The sequence below is a fragment of the Aggregatibacter actinomycetemcomitans DSM 8324 genome, assembly GCF_000372365.1.
Taxonomy (GTDB): Bacteria; Pseudomonadota; Gammaproteobacteria; order Enterobacterales; family Pasteurellaceae; genus Aggregatibacter; species Aggregatibacter actinomycetemcomitans.
On record NZ_AQUU01000017.1, the window covers coordinates 1 to 16,309 of the forward strand.

Sequence of the window (16,309 nt, forward strand, 5' to 3'; positions counted from 1 at the left end):
TCGATACGCCTTTTCAGTTTTACTTTGGTTTGTCTTATCAATTATTTGATAATTTTAGCTACCACGCCGGCACCCACTGTACGGCCACCTTCACGGATAGCGAAACGTAAACCTTGGTCCATCGCAATTGGGTGAATTAAGGATACGGTCATTTTGATGTTATCGCCAGGCATAACCATTTCCACGCCTTCAGGTAACTCGATAGTACCGGTTACGTCAGTTGTACGGAAATAGAATTGTGGACGGTAACCTTTGAAGAATGGAGTATGACGACCACCTTCTTCTTTGGACAATACGTACACTTCAGATTCGAAGTCAGTGTGCGGGGTGATTGACCCCGGTTTCGCCAATACCTGACCACGTTCGATTTCTTCACGTTTAGTACCACGCAATAATGCACCGATGTTTTCACCCGCACGACCTTCGTCAAGTAATTTACGGAACATTTCAACACCGGTTACGGTGGTTTTTGCAGTCGGTTTGATACCCACGATTTCAACTTCATCACCGGTACGGATGATACCGCGCTCAACACGACCCGTTACTACGGTACCACGACCGGAGATAGAGAACACATCTTCAATTGGAAGAAGGAACGGTTGGTCGATAGCACGCTCAGGTTCCGGGATGTAAGTATCTAAATGGTTTGCTAATTCAAGGATTTTTTCTTCCCATGCGGCATCGCCTTCAAGCGCTTTTAATGCAGAACCGCGTACGATTGGGGTGTCATCGCCCGGGAAGTCATATTGAGAAAGAAGTTCACGAACTTCCATTTCAACTAATTCTAATAACTCTTCGTCATCTACCATGTCGCATTTGTTTAAGAATACGATGATGTAAGGAACACCTACTTGGCGACCTAATAAGATGTGCTCACGAGTTTGTGGCATAGGACCGTCGGTTGCTGCTACTACTAAGATAGCACCGTCCATTTGCGCCGCACCGGTAATCATGTTTTTCACATAGTCGGCGTGTCCCGGGCAGTCAACGTGTGCATAGTGACGGGTTGGGGTGTCATATTCAACGTGTGAAGTGTTGATGGTGATACCACGCGCTTTTTCTTCAGGTGCATTATCGATTTGGTCAAATGCACGTGCTGCACCGCCGTAGTGTTTTGCCAATACGGTAGTGATAGCTGCTGTTAAAGTGGTTTTACCATGGTCAACGTGGCCGATTGTACCCACGTTAACGTGCGGTTTTGTACGTTCAAATTTTTCTTTAGACACGATTAAGTTTCCTCAATGTATAAGTCCACAAGCCGGAGTGGCTTGTGGATTAGTTAAACAAAATTATTTTTTACGAGCTTCAATTACGGCTTCAGCTACGTTTTTCGGTGCTTCAGCATATTTCAATGGTTCCATTGAGTAGGAAGCACGACCTTGAGTCTGGGAACGTAAGTCAGTTGCGTAACCGAACATTTCTGAAAGCGGAACTTCTGCATCGATTTTAACAACGAATTCGTTCGCTTCTTGACCGTTCACCATTGCACGACGACGGCTTAAGTCACCGATTACGTCACCTACGTACTCAGGTGGGGTTTCTACTTCAACTTTCATGATTGGCTCAAGCAGAACAGGGTTTGCTTTAGCGAATGCTGCTTTAAATGCTAAAGATGCCGCTAATTTAAACGCCAATTCGGAGGAGTCCACATCATGGTATGAACCGAAGTGTAAACGAACACCGATATCAACCACCGGATAACCTGCTAACGGACCGGATTTAAGTTGTTCTTGAATACCTTTGTCAACGGCCGGGATATATTCACCAGGGATTACACCACCTTTAATTTCGTTAACAAACTCGTAACCCGGACCTTCCGGTTCTAATGGATACAAGTCGATAACCACATGACCGTATTGACCACGACCGCCGGATTGTTTTGCGTGTTTACCTTCCACATCGTTAACGCGAGTACGGATAGTTTCACGGTAAGATACTTGTGGTTTACCGATGTTAGCTTCCACTTTGAATTCACGTTTCATACGGTCAACGATGATATCCAAGTGTAATTCACCCATACCAGAGATAATGGTTTCACCGGATTCTTCATCAGTGTGCACTCGGAATGAAGGGTCTTCTTGTGCTAAACGGCCTAATGCAATACCCATTTTTTCTTGGTCTGCTTTGGTTTTTGGTTCTACCGCAACAGAGATTACCGGCTCAGGGAATTCCATACGTTCAAGGATGATTGGCGCTTCAATCGCACATAATGTATCACCGGTGGTGACGTCTTTTAAGCCGATTGCCGCCGCAATATCACCTGCGCGAACTTCTTTGATTTCTTCACGTTTGTTCGCATGCATTTGAACGATACGACCAAAGCGTTCACGTTTTTGACGTACGGAGTTCAATACGGTATCTCCGGAATTGATTACGCCAGAGTACACACGGAAGAAGGTTAAGTTACCCACAAATGGATCAGTTGCGATTTTGAATGCCAATGAGGAGAACGGCTCTTCATCGCTTGCATGGCGCTCACCTTCGGTTTCATCCGGGTTAATACCTTTAATCGCAGGAATATCGGTTGGCGCCGGCAAGTATTCAACAACAGCATCAAGCATTGCTTGAACACCTTTGTTTTTGAACGCAGAACCACAGGTTACCAAAATGATTTCGTTTGCTAATACGCGTTGACGAAGACCGGCTTTGATTTCTTCTTCAGTTAATTCTTCACCACCGAGGTATTTTTCCATTAATTCTTCTGAAGCTTCTGCTGCCGCTTCAATTAAGTTTTGGCGCCATTCTTCGCAAGCGGCGTGCATATCAGCAGGAACATCTTCATAAGTAAACGTCATACCCTGGTCAGCTTCGTTCCAGTTGATCGCTTTCATTTTGATCAAATCAACAACACCGGTGAAGTTTTCTTCTGAACCGGTTGGTAGTTGAAGCGGAACGGCATTGGCACCTAAACGGGTTTTTAATTGATCAACCACGCGTAGGAAGTTTGCGCCGGTGCGGTCCATTTTATTAACGAATGCAATACGTGGTACTTCATATTTGTTTGCTTGACGCCATACGGTTTCGGATTGTGGTTGAACACCACCAACCGCACAGTAAACCATCACCGCACCATCAAGAACACGCATAGAACGTTCTACTTCAACAGTAAAGTCAACGTGTCCCGGGGTGTCGATAACGTTAATACGGTGTTGTGGGAATTGTTGTGACATACCTGACCAGAATGCGGTGGTTGCCGCAGAGGTGATGGTAATCCCACGTTCTTGTTCCTGTTCCATCCAGTCCATGGTTGCGGCACCATCGTGTACTTCACCGATTTTGTGACTTACACCGGTATAGAACAAGATACGCTCAGTAGTAGTAGTTTTACCCGCATCAATATGCGCACTGATACCAATGTTACGATATCTTTCAATAGGGGTTGTACGAGCCATTATTATTTCCTTGACGATTTCTTATTTAAAATTAAATACGAAATTTTATATATGAATGAGGCTTCACCGCATAGAAATGAGATGAAGCCCAAAAACGTAAATACTAACCGAATATTACCAACGGTAGTGAGCAAACGCTTTGTTAGCTTCAGCCATACGGTGAACGTCTTCACGTTTCTTAACTGCCGCGCCTTTGTTTTCGGAAGCGTCAGACAATTCGTTAGCTAAACGTAAAGCCATGGATTTATCACCGCGTTTGCGAGCTGCTTCAACGATCCAACGCATACCTAATGCGTTACGACGAACCGGGCGAACTTCAACCGGTACTTGGTAAGTAGAACCACCGACACGACGGGATTTCACTTCTACGGTTGGACGCACGTTTTCTAATGCCGCTTCAAAAGCTTCTAAAGCTTCTTTACCGGTACGTTGCGCTAAAGTGTCTAACGCGTTATAAACGATAGATTCTGCGATAGATTTTTTACCATCTACCATGATGACATTGATAAATTTAGCAAGTAATTCTGAACCGAACTTTGGATCCGGTAAAATCTTGCGTTGTTCAATACTACGACGACGTGGCATTGCGAATTTCTCCGTTTCTATAATCTTCAGGGTATCCCAAAACTCGATAAAAACTAACCGCACTTTTTACAAGGGGCTAATTAGATACTGGAGTTTGTGATTTAAATAAGTTTTACTAATTTAGACGTTTGGCCTTACTTAACGGAGATCCATTAAGCTTTAGGACGTTTAACGCCGTATTTAGAACGACCTTGTTTACGATCTTTCACGCCTGCGCAGTCTAATGCGCCGCGTACGGTGTGATAACGCACACCCGGTAAGTCTTTAACACGACCACCACGGATAAGCACAACACTGTGCTCTTGAAGGTTGTGACCTTCACCGCCGATGTATGAGGTTACTTCGAAACCATTGGTTAAACGAATACGGCATACTTTACGTAATGCTGAGTTCGGTTTTTTAGGTGTAGTTGTGTACACACGGGTGCATACACCACGTTTCTGCGGGCAAGCCTCTAATGCAGGAACGTTACTTTTTACAACCTTTTTCACACGCGGTTTGCGTACTAGCTGGTTGATTGTTGCCATTAAAAAAACTCCAGTTTAATAAATTCATTAAAAAATGTTGTTTTACAAATCTGTCCATACAAGAACAGACCGCAGATTTTAATCTTCAAACCGCAGGCTGTCAACTTATTATCACTTCCTGCGCGTGTTGCTTGCGGCATGTAAAAACATTTCTGGAAACGACCGCACTTTCCCTCACAACAAAGCCGACAATATTGTCATTGTCGACTTTTGTTTCTTTGACGAGGTTAACCTTGTAAGGAAATACGTTTCATGTCTTTCACCATCGCGACCATTAACTCACCGTTATCGAAATACTCCTGCTCGCTGATTTTGCCATCGTATTTTGGTGCGTTTTCAAAGGCGGTTTTGCCGGTTTCTTCACGCCATTTCAATAAGTTGGCATCTCCCTTCGCCCAGTCTTCTATCATCACGCGGGAGAATTCGCCGCTGATAATGTCGTTCATGTGTTTGGCAAATAAGAATGCCAATTTTTCTTTAATTTGTTCCGCTAATTCAAAGGCACGTAATTTTGCGCTGTTGGACAAGCAATTCATCATCAATTTTAGATTGGGGTGATTATAAGGTGTTTTGTTATTGCGTAAAGTGATATTACTTGGATTATGTGTTGCAATTTTTGCAATTATCTGTGCAGCTAGGGATTTCGCCCTAGGGCGACCTACACGGGGATAGATTCGCTCTTTGAATTTGAAAAAGTGCGGTTAAATTTTTGTGTATTTTTCATTTGAATAAATAATTTTAAAACTGACCGCACTTTTAGAATAACGCTCGAAGAAAAATGGGGTCCCCCTGTAAGACGCCCTTATGGAAATGCAATTTTTAGCTAAATTTCGCCTGCTTGAGCGAAGCGAGTTCGAAATTTAGTGTGAAGAAAATTGTGTTGGAATAAGGATAAGCGGCTTATCCGGGGTCGCCTTTCTTTTGGTTACTTTTCTTTGGCGAAGCAAAGAAAAGGAGCTTGTACTCAACAATATTGAGTACGAAATACCAACCTTAACAGAAAACAAACGATTATGAACTTTAACGATCTCAAAATCTTCACAACCTTCACTCACCCCAAAACTTTGCCAAAACCGCCGGCGCAGTATCATAATATGCCGTCCTCAACGTTGTCCCGCCAAATTCAAGTGAAGAAGAACCAGGGTATGGCACGAGGGCATTGTGTCTATGATGGCGCCGGGCTGCGGGTTGGCGTTGTTGCCGGATGTGGTGATGAAAAACAGTCCATTGAACAATCAGATTTCCACGTTGCAATTAGATGTGCCTATTGCGCCTTTCGAATTAGGCGTGTGCGCCTTAAAACCTGCGTTGGAGCGCCCTTTAGTGCGTGCATTTTGGGATTTGTTGGAGTAAAGTGCGGTCATTATCTAAGGAGTTTTTTCACCATGTTAAAAGGCATCGCATTTTCATTATTTGCCTCCCTACTGTTCGGCTATATGTACTATTTTTCCACACTTCTGTTGCCTTTGAGCGGAACGGATATTTTCGGCTATAGCATTGTGTTCACCCTGCCTTTCGTGGCGGCGGCAGTGGTGCTGTTTAAACAGCAAGCGGCACTTGTCGCCCATTTAAAACGCATTCAAAAAAAACCGCACTTTGCGCTGGCGTTTGTGTTTACCGGCGCGCTGATAGGCTTCCAAATGTGGTTGTTTCTGTGGGCACCGAATAACGGCAGCTCGCTCAGTGTTTCTTTCGGCTATTTATTGCTGCCCTTGGTGATGGTGGCAGCAGCGCGTCTTATTTTTAAAGAACGCATTTCGCGCATTAAATTTCTGGCAGTGGTGATTGCCGCCGTGGGTGTGCTGTCGAATATTGTGCTAAAAGGAGAAATTTCTTGGGAAGCCTCGGTGATTTGCGTGGGGTACACCACCTATTTTGTGGTTCGCCGCATCCTGAAAATGACCGATCTGGCGGCATTCTTCCTGGAAATGCTGACCTTATTGCCGTTTTGTGTTTATTTCTCCTGGCAGGTGGATATTGCCCAAGTGCAGCAAAGCAACCCGAATATTTTAACCTTATTGTTGATCCTCGGCTTAATCAGTGGCACTGCGCTCAATTCCTATATTCTTGCCAGCAACCATTTGCCGATGAACCTGCTGGGCTTGTTGGGCTATGTAGAACCTTGCCTGATGGTAGGAATTTCGTTGCTCATCGGCGAAGAAATCGATGCGCAGAGTTACCCGTTGTTTATTTGTTTGGTGATCGCCATGCTATTAATCATCGCCGACGGCGTTTGGCGCACCAAACATAGCCCGACCCGATTATAACGCCTCAAACAGCGGTTCGATGTTCGGCATCACGCCGCGCCATAAATAGAAGGAATGCGCTGCTTGCGCCAATAACATTCCGAAGCCGTCACATCGGTTTTGCACGCCTAACGCACGGCAACGCGCCAAAAACGGTGTGTCTTGTTGTCGATCGTATTGCATATCGTAAACCGCTTTCGCCATCCGTAGAATGGCGTCATCAATTTGTACCGTGCCGCCGTGTAAGCCTGATGAAGTCGCATTTATCACCACATCAAAGGATTGTGCGGGAATCTTATCCAGCGCAACCGCCCGAACATTACCGTAAGGCGCGAATTTGTCCGCCAGTTGCTGTGCTTTAGATAGCGTGCGGTTGGCAATCACAATGTTTTGCTGCGCCTGTAGTAAAGGCAACAATACGCCTTTGGTGGCGCCACCAGCGCCTAAAATCAGCAAGGTTTGATTCGGTTTGAGCCAATGTAACCGCTGTAAATCTGTCACTAAACCGGCGCCGTCGGTGTTGTCCGCGTAAAGGCTGCCGTCATCCCGTTTTTTCAGCGTATTACAGGCTTCTGCCAATAAACAGCGTTCACTGTGCGCCTGTGCCAGCTTGAATGCCCGTTCTTTGAAAGGTGAGGTGATATTACAGCCCGCCGCACCTTTGGCAAAAAACGCCAGCAATTGTCGCTCAAAATCCTGTTCATCGCCCAACATGGCGTCATATTGCACGTCTTGTGTGGTTTGTTCGGCGAAAATGCTGTGAATTTGCGGTGATTTGCTTTGAACGATGGGGTTGCCCCAAACGGCGTATAACATGATTTATCCTTGACGAAAAATTTGGTTGGTGAAAATGTCGCGAATTTCCGACGGGTTAACTGCATCGCCCACGGGCATCTCCAACACCGGAAAATCGGCGCCGAATTGGCGGGTGACTTCCTGCGCCGTGCGGCAGGGCGGCTGTCCGCTTAAATTGGCGCTGGTGGAGGTAAGCGCAAAGCCCGCCTGTTCGCATAACAGTTTGACGGCGGGGTGCTGACTGATGCGCACCGCAATGCTGTCAAAATCGCCGGTGAGAAATTTCGGCGTGGTCTTTTTCGCGGGAACGACCCAGGTGGTCGGGCGGGCGTATTGCGCGGTGAGGCGTTGCCAATGCAGTTCCGCCAGAGGGCGTTCATCAATAAACGGCAACAAAAAATCCAAGGCAGTCGCAATCAGGATCAAACCTTTCGATACGGGGCGTTGCTTCAAAACAAGTAAATTTTCTACCGCACTTTGACTGTTCGGGTTGCAACCCAAGCCGAACACCGCTTCGGTAGGATACGCCACCACGCGTTGACGTTTCAACTGTTCAACAATATCTTGTAAATTCATGAGGTTACTCGGTCATAAAAATATGGCGACAGGCTTTGTTGGCGCATTGCCAAGTGCGTTGCCCGTCCTGTTGTTTTTTTAATAAGGCTAAACTGCCGTGGCATTGCGGGCAACGGACGGCATACGGCTTGCTCGGCACAGAAAATTTACAATGCGGAAAACGGTTGCAGGCATAAAACGATTTGCCCGTACGTCCGCGCCGTGCCACCAATTGCCCTGCTTTGCATTCGGGGCAAGGCAAATGTTCTTCCGTTTCTTCCTCTGCGTCTTCGTGCACCACAAAATGACAGTCGGGATAATTGCTGCAGCCGATGAACATCCCGAAATGCCCTTGTTTTAACGCTAAAAGATGCCCACATTCAGGGCAACTTTGTTCCAGCATTTTGAGGATTTTCACCTCATTGCCGGCGTGCAACGGTTTCAGATAATCGCATTGCGGATAAGCGGAACAGCCGAGAAACAGCCCTTTTTTACCCTGTTTGATTTGCAACAAGGCGCCACATTGCGGGCAGTGTTCTTCCTGTTTGGTGGCTTGGAATAAAGGTTCGCGCATATTTGTTCCTAAAAGTGCGGTCGTTTTGGCAAACGTTTTTGATAGGGCAATTCTACGCAAGTTTACGACGTTTTGCCACCTGCAAAAGGTCGGCAAAGGGCGCCGATTTACTTTATACTAATGCGCCAACAGCAGGAGGAAAAATGTTTGCATTGGATATTGATTTAAATATGTTATTGGGCATTTGCGCGGCGCTTGGCGTGCTTTGCCTGATTTTGTTATTTGTGGGCGCGCGACGCAAACGCGACAGCGTGGAATTGCAGCAGGATCTCAATAAAAACATCGAAGATTTTAATCAGTTATTGGCGAAATTTGATGCGGTTACCGCACGCAAAAATCAATTGGAACAAGAAGTGGTGAAAGCGCAAACCATGGCGGACGGCCTACAAATTCGCCTCACCGAGCGCGATGAAAAAGTGCTGTATTTGCAAACGGAACTGAACGAAGAACAAGCCTGTCACAGTGCCATTGCGGAACAGATTACCGCCTTAAAAGAACGTTTCGGCGTGGCGTCGGCGCAGGCGGAAGGGTTGCGCAGTCAGTTGGAACAGAGCCAAAGTCTGATTTCACGCCGTGAAGAAGCGTTGGCAAATTTAACGGAAAAACACACCGCACTTTCGCAGGAGCTGGCAGAGCTCAAGACCACCTTAACGGAAAAAGAAAAACATTTTGCCGAACAGCAGCAAAATTTCGAGCAAACCAAACAGCAACTTAATACGGAATTTCAAAATCTCGCCAATCGCATTCTGGAAGAAAAAAGTCAGCGTTTTCAACAAACCAACCAAGCCTCCATGGACAGCCTGTTGAAGCCGTTCCGCGAGCAAATTGAAAGTTTTCAGAAACGGGTGAATGAAATTCATTCGGAGTCCGTTAAAGGCAACGCCGGGTTGGAAGCGGAAATTAAGAAAGTGCTGGAAATCGGCTTGAGTATGTCGCAACAGGCGAATAATCTTACATCCGCGTTAAAAGGCGAAAAGAAAACCCTCGGCAACTGGGGCGAAATGCAGCTGGAGCGCGCGTTGCAATCTGCCGGTTTGCTGGAAGACCAACATTACACCGCGCAGGCGCATTTTAAAAACGAGGAAGGCAAGCGTAATTATCCCGATTTTATTCTCAACCTGCCGGACGACAAACATTTAATCATCGACAGCAAAATGTCCCTTAACGCCTATGAAAGTGCGGTCAGTTCTGAGGATGAAATGGAACGTCAGGCGTTTCTGCATGAACACATTAAGGCGTTGCGCAATCACATCGATGATTTATCGCGCAAAGATTACAGCAACCTTATCGGCGTACGCAGCCCGAATTTCGTGCTGATGTTCGTTGCCGTGGAACCCGCTTATATTGAAGCGCTAAAAATGGATCCTAGCCTGTTCGGCTACGGCTACGATAAAAATGTCATCATGGTGTCCCACACCACGCTCATGCCGATTTTGCGTACCGTAGCGAACCTGTGGCGGGTAGAACGCGGCAATGCGGAAGCGCGCGAAATCAGCGAAAAAGCCGGCGACATTTATAACCAAATCTGCCTGCTTGCCGAACGTTTGGCAAAAGTGGGCAACAGTCTGTCTGCCGTCAGTTCCCACTACAACAGCACCGTCACCGCGCTGGTCGGGCAGCAAGGCTTAATGGGCAAAGTGGAACGTTTCAAAGCCCTCTCCGCCAAAGCCTCCAAAACCCTGCCGAATATCGAACCGCTGCATCATGATTTTGAAACGGAGCGGTTGTTGGTGACAAAAGAAAATTTAGAAGAATAAAAGTGCGGTGGATTTTTAATGTGTTTTTACAATTTCCCCATGATGTTAAAAAAACGTTGAATTTTAGGCGTAAAACAGTTAATTTTTCCGCCTTTTATACTTTTATTTTTTATTGGGGGAAACCGTGCAACAAGCGAACCAAGGACAACAAATTAAACCGCGTTATGAGCCGGCGGCAATCAGTAAAATTATTTTCGCCAGCCGTTGGCTGCAACTGCCGATTTATCTCGGGTTGATTATCGTGCAAGGCATTTATGCCTATAAATTTATGAAATCCCTGTGGCATTTAATTGTCAATTTACAGGAAATGGATTCCAACACCGTGATGTTGGCGGTATTGAATCTGATTGATGTTGTCATGATCGCCAATTTGCTGGTGATGGTGATTATCGGCGGGTATGAGATTTTCGTCTCCAAGCTGCGCACGCGTGGGCATCCGGATCAGCCGGAATGGTTGAGCCATGTGAATGCGTCGGTGTTGAAAGTGAAATTGGCGATGTCGATTATCAGCATTTCGTCTATCCATATGTTGCAAACCTTCGTGAATGCGTCAAATATGGATGAAAAAACCATGATGTGGCAGCTGTTTTTACATTTAGGCTTTTTAGCCTCCGCCATTGCCATGGCATATACGGACAAAATCCTTTACGGCACCAGCCATAAAGCACATTAGTAAAAACATTTATGACAGAATTTATTGAAATCTCCCCCCAGCAGGCGTGGGAGATGTTACAACAGGATGAAAACGCCGTGCTGGCGGATGTGCGCGATCAGGTGCGCTTCAATTATTCCCACGCACAGGGCGCGGTGAATTTAACGGAACTTACCTGGCCGGATTTTGAAGCCGAATATGATTACGAGCAGCCGATTTTGGTCAGTTGTTATCATGGTGTGAGCAGCCGCAGTGTCGCCATGTTTCTATTACAACGCGGCTATGAAAAAGTGTATAGCGTGCGGGGCGGATTCACCGGTTGGGTGGAAGCCAATTTACCGCTGGAAACCGCCTATTAGTCGGCGCTTTTCTAGTTAAATCCGACGACGGCAACATAGCTTAAAACGCCGTAAAAAATGACCGCACTTATGGCTAAACCGCGACGCGCCAACGCGGCTTTGCGCTCATGCAGTTTATAAAAAATCCGTGCGATGATGCCCAAAGCGAAAGGATAACCCCACAGAAAAATCGACATGGCGTGGATTTGAGTGTCGCTTAGGTTCGGGTTCTTCAACAAATTCGGTGAAATTAACAGTGCCAATGGCCAAAGCAAAACCGGTAAGCAAAACATAGCAATCGCCCAGCTGAAAGGGCTGAAGCCCGAGGGCAAATTTGGATTTCTCATTTTTTCTCCGTACATCAAATTTTTGGAAAAGGAATATAGCAAATGCAGCATTTGTTTGGTAGTGAAATTCCCGCGTTAGTCAGTCATTTTCGTGAGCATATTCGCACGAAATATCAGGTGGAGTTGGTTATTGAAGAAAAGACCAACGAACAGGGCGAACCGATTTATCATGTTTTTCTGCCGCAAAATGCACCGCACTTTGAAGCGATTGTGCAGGAATGTGACGGCTTCTTACAAGAATGGCTGAAACGGCAAAATGCACAGGCATGGCAAAATGGCGCAAGCCCCGTTCGAGTGCGCGCGGTATCCGCCTCCGACGAGATGCCGCCGGTCAACAGGATTTCCCTTGTAACTTACCTTCAACCGCGAAAAATAACCGTTATTGTGACCGCACTTTGTGCCCTGATTTATCTTTTTATGTTATTCGGTTTTGCCGAACCCATCGTGCTGTTTTCCCATTTCCCCGATGAAGCTGACCAATACGGCGAAATTTGGCGCTATTTCAGTCATACTTTAGTGCATTTGTCCAATATGCACATTCTGTTTAACCTCACATGGTGGTGGATTTTCGGTGGCGCGATTGAACGTCGCTTGGGCAGTTTTAAATTACTGCAAATTTATTTCCTTGCCGGCGCGGTGGGCGGCATTGCGCAAAACATGGTGAGCGGACCGGCATTTTTCGGCTTATCCGGCGTGGTATATGCGGTGCTGGGCTATGTATTTGTGTTGGATAAGCTCAATAAACACACGGATTTTGACGTGCCGGAAGGCTTTTTCAATATGTTGGTTGTCGGGATCTTGCTTGGCTTTGCCGGCCCATTGGTGGATATTAATATTGGCAACACGGCGCATATTTCCGGTTTGTTGGTGGGCGTATTGTTGGCGTTTGCGGATCGAAATATTCGCGTTAAGTCGTGATTTCCTCACTAAAATGCGGTAAATTAGCTGCCCGAATGCTTATGGGAATGAGGAAATACGCATGAGACAATCTCTTCGTCATCAAAAAATTGTCGAACTGGTGAAGCAAAAAGGGTATTTGAGCACCGATGAATTGGTGGCTTTGTTTGATGTGAGCCCGCAAACCATTCGACGCGATTTAAATGAACTGGCCGAAGCCAACTTCATTCGCCGCCATCATGGAGGTGCCGCTTCGCCTTCCAGCGCCGAAAACAGCGATTATCACGATCGCAAGCACTTTTTTTCTCAAGAAAAAAATCGTATCGCCAAACAGGCGGTTGAGCTCATTCCGAACGGCGCCTCATTGTTTATCGACATCGGTACTACCTCTGAAGCCGTTTCTTTCGCTTTACTGGGGCACCAAAGACTGCGTATCGTCACCAATAATCTCAATGCCGCGCATATTCTCATGCAAAATGACTCCTTCGATATTACCATCGCCAGCGGTTCTTTACGTCAAGATGGCGGCATTATCGGCGAATCGACGGTGGAGTTTTTGTCCCAATTCCGTCTGGATTTCGGTGTGTTAGGCATCAGCGCCATTGATTTAGACGGCACATTGCTGGATTACGATTACCACGAAGTGCAGGTTAAACGAGCAATTATCGATAATTCCCGCAATACCTTGTTAGTCACCGACCATTCTAAATTCAGCCGCCGCGCCATGGTAAAACTGGGTTCAATCACCGATGTGGAATATGTTTTTACCGACATGGACGTACCGCCGAGCATTGATGAACTGCTGAAAAACAAAAATGTCAATTTAGTTGTTTGCTAGCGTTTTATTGGTTTTTACGTAAAAAGTGCGGTGGATTTTCACCGCACTTTTTTCTTCTTTATCTCCCGTCTTCGCATTTTTTGAATTTCTTTTTTTCTTGCTAAAAACTTATTTTTCTATATAAAATAAGTTACCTTTCGATATTGATAAAAATGCTTATTTATTGATCACTTGTAAAATTGATACAGTTTATCTGATTGATTTTTCTGCAAACACGTTTTAGCAAAAATCTTATATTGCTTTTATTGTATTCATTTATAAAAAGATCGATAATGAGAATGATTATCAAAACTAATAAAAATAAACTTTCCTAAGGAGAATAAATGAGCAAGTTTATTAAATTTGGTCACATTTTGCATTTTAAACGTGCTGAATGTTGCCAATGCAGAGGAACAATTAGATCAAATCGACGTTGTTGAAAAAACCATTGCGAACGAGAAAAAACCGTTCACCGAGGCAAAAGCTAAAAGTACCCGCGAGAATGTCTTCAAGTCCACAGAAACCGTTGATAATGTGGTACGCAGTATTCCCGGGGCATTTACTCAACAGGATAAAGGTTCCGGCGTACTATCCTTAAACATTCGTGGCGAAACCGGGTTCGGACGGGCGAACACCATGGTTGATGGGGTGACACAAACTTTTTATTCAACCTCTATGGATGCAGGGCGTACAGGTGGTAACTCGCAGTTTGGTGCGGCAATCGATCCGAATTTTATTGCCGGTATAGATTTAACCAAAGGCAACTTTAGCGGAACCGGTGGGGTAAATTCCTTGTACGGGGCGGCAAATTTCAGAACTTTGGGTGTGAATGATGTGATTCAGGGGGATAAAAACTATGGCTTCCTCACCAAAGGATTAAGCGGCGATAACGAAACCAAATATAACTACATGGCAATGGGTGCTGCCCGTAAATGGTTGGATAATGGCGGATATATTGGCGTTCTGTATGGCTATAGCCAAAGAGAGGTTTCACAAAATTATAAGGTCGGCGGTGGTGGAGAACGTATCTCCGATGTAGGTAAAGGGTTTCTTGAACGAAAAAGAAATGAATTTTTTCGTAGCCATCAGTTGAAATTTAACAGTGAGAAAAACGAATGGGAACGTGACTTTTCGATAAAAAATTCAGCGGGTAAGAGTACGTGGGAATATCCCTGGAATAAAAAATATAACGATCCGCAAAAGCTAAAGGAATATATCGCCGAGTTAGGTAAAATCTGGAATGAAAACGAAGTGCCGCAATGGGATTTAACACCGATAGATCCTTCAAGTTTGGTTCAGCGTTCAAAAAGCCATTTAGTGAAAGTGGAATTTTCGGATGATCGACATACCTTAAATTTACAATACCGAACTCTTGATAATCATATCGGTAGTCGAAAAATCGAGAATCGGAATTATCAGTTAAATTACAATTTTAATAATAATGGCTATCTTGATCTCAATGTATTGCTGGCGCATAACGTAGGCAAACAAAAGTATCCGAGCGGTTCACGTTTTGGCGGCTGGCAGGTATTGAAATATTTGGAAACCAAAAATACAGCGGATATTATTGATATTAGTAACAGTTATACCTTTTCGCTGCCAAAAGAAACCGATCTAAAAACGACCTTAGGCGTGAATTTATTTAAAAATCAATATACTAAAAATCGTTTCCCGGAAGAACTCAGTCCTTTTTACGACGGTCCTTCGCAAAAAAGCGGACTATATGACTTCTTAGGTCGTTTCAAAGGCGATAAAGGCATACTTCCGCAAAAATCGACCATTTACCGCCAAGTTGGGTAACGACGACCGGGCTGAGCTATACGATTCAGCACCGAAATTATCAAAAACGCGTTAATAAACGCGGCTTAGAATTAGAGCTTAATTATGATGCGGGTCGGTTCTTTACTAATTTATCTTACGCTTATCAGAAAACCAATCAGCCGACTAACTACAGCGATGCCAGTGAATCACCAAATAACGCATCGAAACAGGATCAAATTAAACAAGGCTATGGTTTAACTAAAATTTCTATGTTGCCGAGAGACTATGGTCGCTTGGAAATCGGTTCGCGCTGGTTTGATCGTAAATTAACCATCGGAAGTGCGGTCAGATATTACGGTAAAAGTAAACGTGCCACTACGGAAGAAAGATACATTGACGGCACGAAACCCGGCAATACCGCTGATCCGCATAATATCGGCAAACGTGTGATTAAAGAAACCGAGACTATTGATAAGCAACCGTTGGTGGTTGATTTCTATGTGGCGTATGAACCCGTCGAAAATTTAGTCATTCGCGCGGATATACAAAATGCCTTTGATAAAAGATATATTGACCCGTTGGATGCCGCAAATGACGCAGCAACCCAACGCTATTTCTCCACCTTTGAGAATCTCAATTCCTATGGAGATGATATAGTTCAGTGTGATTCTAACGGATTATGTAACGGAAGATATGGCGGAAAGACCAATTCTATTCTGAATAATTATGCCAGAGGGAGGACTTTCGTCTTATCGGTGAGTTATAAATTCTGATAATTTAACTGATAGAACACCTAGAGACATCGATCGAGTACTAACAGGACCTGTATATTTATTATTGTTTAATAAATATACAGGCATAGTAGACAAAAGAGTTGGTTTTACCAACTTTTTCTATTTATAAGATCCCTAATAAGTAATACATTGCGCATACTTGTCAAACTATGATGCACGGCTAATTTTTGTTTTAATATTTTAATCCCTTAAGTCGATTAGTTGTTTTTCAATGCCTAAACCGGCATATTGTTCAAACGTGAATAACTAATTCATATATCGCTTTTGAGCTC

General features: G+C 44.8%; 16 protein-coding genes and 1 pseudogene. 8 read left to right on the forward strand and 9 right to left on the reverse strand.

The genetic code is table 11. The features are described from left to right. Nucleotides 1–41 precede the first annotated feature (41 nt). From tuf to A3CS_RS0109400, 5 genes are all read right to left on the reverse strand, one after another. A complete protein-coding gene (tuf, locus tag A3CS_RS0109380; protein WP_014167500.1) occupies nt 42–1,226 on the reverse strand; it encodes an elongation factor Tu in 1,185 nt (394 codons plus the stop codon). Between the two features lie 63 nt (nt 1,227–1,289). Beyond that, nucleotides 1,290–3,392 (reverse strand): elongation factor G, encoded by a 2,103-nt coding sequence (fusA, locus tag A3CS_RS0109385; protein WP_005548681.1) that lies wholly within the window; start codon nt 3,390–3,392, stop codon nt 1,290–1,292. Between the two features lie 114 nt (nt 3,393–3,506). Next, nucleotides 3,507–3,977, reverse strand: coding sequence for a 30S ribosomal protein S7 (gene rpsG / locus A3CS_RS0109390; protein ID WP_005555497.1), 471 nt, complete (start codon nt 3,975–3,977; stop codon nt 3,507–3,509). A 152-nt stretch (nt 3,978–4,129) separates the two neighbouring features. Further along, the gene (rpsL, locus tag A3CS_RS0109395; protein WP_005543325.1) at nt 4,130–4,504 is read right to left on the reverse strand and encodes a 30S ribosomal protein S12; all 375 of its coding nucleotides are present in this window, start codon (nt 4,502–4,504) and stop codon (nt 4,130–4,132) included. A 227-nt stretch (nt 4,505–4,731) separates the two neighbouring features. Next, nucleotides 4,732–5,040, reverse strand: coding sequence for a ketol-acid reductoisomerase (locus tag A3CS_RS0109400; RefSeq protein ID WP_005588117.1), 309 nt, complete (start codon nt 5,038–5,040; stop codon nt 4,732–4,734). Between the two features lie 631 nt (nt 5,041–5,671). Here A3CS_RS0109400 and A3CS_RS0109405 point away from each other — a divergent pair. Together A3CS_RS0109405 and rarD are read left to right on the forward strand one after the other, a co-directional pair. Beyond that, complete coding sequence (locus tag A3CS_RS0109405; protein WP_005575611.1) at nt 5,672–5,857, forward strand: LysR substrate-binding domain-containing protein; 186 nt, start codon at nt 5,672–5,674, stop codon at nt 5,855–5,857. A gap of 32 nt (nt 5,858–5,889) precedes the next feature. Continuing rightward, the gene (gene rarD, locus A3CS_RS0109410; protein ID WP_019518437.1) at nt 5,890–6,771 is read left to right on the forward strand and encodes an EamA family transporter RarD; all 882 of its coding nucleotides are present in this window, start codon (nt 5,890–5,892) and stop codon (nt 6,769–6,771) included. On the opposite strand, the gene aroE is transcribed toward rarD, so the two are convergent. From aroE to A3CS_RS0109425, 3 genes are read right to left on the reverse strand one after another with little or no spacing between them, the layout of a single operon-like run. Further along, nucleotides 6,766–7,566, reverse strand: a complete 801-nt coding sequence (aroE, locus tag A3CS_RS0109415) for a shikimate dehydrogenase (protein WP_005548665.1) — start codon at nt 7,564–7,566, stop codon at nt 6,766–6,768. The two genes, rarD and aroE, sit on opposite strands and share 6 nt — an antisense overlap. Nucleotides 7,567–7,569: 3 nt before the next feature. Further along, complete coding sequence (locus A3CS_RS0109420) at nt 7,570–8,121, reverse strand: Sua5/YciO/YrdC/YwlC family protein (protein WP_005548663.1); 552 nt, start codon at nt 8,119–8,121, stop codon at nt 7,570–7,572. Between the two features lie 4 nt (nt 8,122–8,125). Further along, complete coding sequence (locus A3CS_RS0109425; protein WP_005548661.1) at nt 8,126–8,674, reverse strand: DNA topoisomerase family protein; 549 nt, start codon at nt 8,672–8,674, stop codon at nt 8,126–8,128. A gap of 143 nt (nt 8,675–8,817) precedes the next feature. Here A3CS_RS0109425 and A3CS_RS0109430 point away from each other — a divergent pair, with 143 nt between their 5' ends. The 3 genes from A3CS_RS0109430 (at nt 8,818) to glpE (ending at nt 11,442) form a co-directional block, all read left to right on the forward strand. Beyond that, the gene (locus tag A3CS_RS0109430; protein ID WP_005548659.1) at nt 8,818–10,431 is read left to right on the forward strand and encodes a DNA recombination protein RmuC; all 1,614 of its coding nucleotides are present in this window, start codon (nt 8,818–8,820) and stop codon (nt 10,429–10,431) included. Between the two features lie 112 nt (nt 10,432–10,543). Next, nucleotides 10,544–11,104, forward strand: a complete 561-nt coding sequence (locus A3CS_RS0109435; protein WP_005588112.1) for a TIGR00645 family protein — start codon at nt 10,544–10,546, stop codon at nt 11,102–11,104. An 11-nt stretch (nt 11,105–11,115) separates the two neighbouring features. Next, entirely contained in the window at nt 11,116–11,442 is a 327-nt protein-coding gene (gene glpE / locus A3CS_RS0109440; RefSeq protein WP_005548655.1) for a thiosulfate sulfurtransferase GlpE, read from the forward strand. Between the two features lie 11 nt (nt 11,443–11,453). On the opposite strand, the gene A3CS_RS0109445 is transcribed toward glpE, so the two are convergent. After that, on the reverse strand, nt 11,454–11,768 hold the full coding sequence (locus tag A3CS_RS0109445) for a DUF5389 domain-containing protein (RefSeq protein WP_012820825.1): 315 nt from the start codon (nt 11,766–11,768) through the stop codon (nt 11,454–11,456). A gap of 42 nt (nt 11,769–11,810) precedes the next feature. Between A3CS_RS0109445 and A3CS_RS0109450 the strand changes: the two genes are divergently transcribed. The 3 genes and pseudogenes from A3CS_RS0109450 (at nt 11,811) to A3CS_RS01000000111110 (ending at nt 16,016) form a co-directional block, all read left to right on the forward strand. Continuing rightward, nucleotides 11,811–12,686, forward strand: coding sequence for a rhomboid family intramembrane serine protease (locus tag A3CS_RS0109450; protein WP_005548648.1), 876 nt, complete (start codon nt 11,811–11,813; stop codon nt 12,684–12,686). A 61-nt stretch (nt 12,687–12,747) separates the two neighbouring features. Then, nucleotides 12,748–13,503, forward strand: coding sequence for a DeoR/GlpR family transcriptional regulator (locus A3CS_RS0109455; protein WP_005543199.1), 756 nt, complete (start codon nt 12,748–12,750; stop codon nt 13,501–13,503). A 342-nt stretch (nt 13,504–13,845) separates the two neighbouring features. Continuing rightward, nucleotides 13,846–16,016: pseudogene (locus A3CS_RS01000000111110) on the forward strand (TonB-dependent receptor plug domain-containing protein). The last annotated feature ends 293 nt before the right edge of the window (nt 16,017–16,309 follow it).

Excerpts from the sequence above, each read along its gene's own strand:
- fusA (WP_005548681.1), bottom strand. The coding sequence starts at position 3,392 with ATGGCTCGTACAACCCCTATTGAAAGATATCGTAACATTGGTATCAGT.
- rpsG (WP_005555497.1), bottom strand. The coding sequence starts at position 3,977 with ATGCCACGTCGTCGTAGTATTGAACAACGCAAGATTTTACCGGATCCA.
- rpsL (WP_005543325.1), bottom strand. The coding sequence starts at position 4,504 with ATGGCAACAATCAACCAGCTAGTACGCAAACCGCGTGTGAAAAAGGTT.
- A3CS_RS0109400 (WP_005588117.1), bottom strand. The coding sequence starts at position 5,040 with ATGAATTGCTTGTCCAACAGCGCAAAATTACGTGCCTTTGAATTAGCG.
- A3CS_RS0109405 (WP_005575611.1), top strand. The coding sequence starts at position 5,672 with ATGATGGCGCCGGGCTGCGGGTTGGCGTTGTTGCCGGATGTGGTGATG.
- rarD (WP_019518437.1), top strand. The coding sequence starts at position 5,890 with ATGTTAAAAGGCATCGCATTTTCATTATTTGCCTCCCTACTGTTCGGC.
- aroE (WP_005548665.1), bottom strand. The coding sequence starts at position 7,566 with ATGTTATACGCCGTTTGGGGCAACCCCATCGTTCAAAGCAAATCACCG.
- A3CS_RS0109420 (WP_005548663.1), bottom strand. The coding sequence starts at position 8,121 with ATGAATTTACAAGATATTGTTGAACAGTTGAAACGTCAACGCGTGGTG.
- A3CS_RS0109425 (WP_005548661.1), bottom strand. The coding sequence starts at position 8,674 with ATGCGCGAACCTTTATTCCAAGCCACCAAACAGGAAGAACACTGCCCG.
- A3CS_RS0109430 (WP_005548659.1), top strand. The coding sequence starts at position 8,818 with ATGTTTGCATTGGATATTGATTTAAATATGTTATTGGGCATTTGCGCG.
- glpE (WP_005548655.1), top strand. The coding sequence starts at position 11,116 with ATGACAGAATTTATTGAAATCTCCCCCCAGCAGGCGTGGGAGATGTTA.
- A3CS_RS0109445 (WP_012820825.1), bottom strand. The coding sequence starts at position 11,768 with ATGAGAAATCCAAATTTGCCCTCGGGCTTCAGCCCTTTCAGCTGGGCG.
- A3CS_RS0109450 (WP_005548648.1), top strand. The coding sequence starts at position 11,811 with ATGCAGCATTTGTTTGGTAGTGAAATTCCCGCGTTAGTCAGTCATTTT.
- A3CS_RS0109455 (WP_005543199.1), top strand. The coding sequence starts at position 12,748 with ATGAGACAATCTCTTCGTCATCAAAAAATTGTCGAACTGGTGAAGCAA.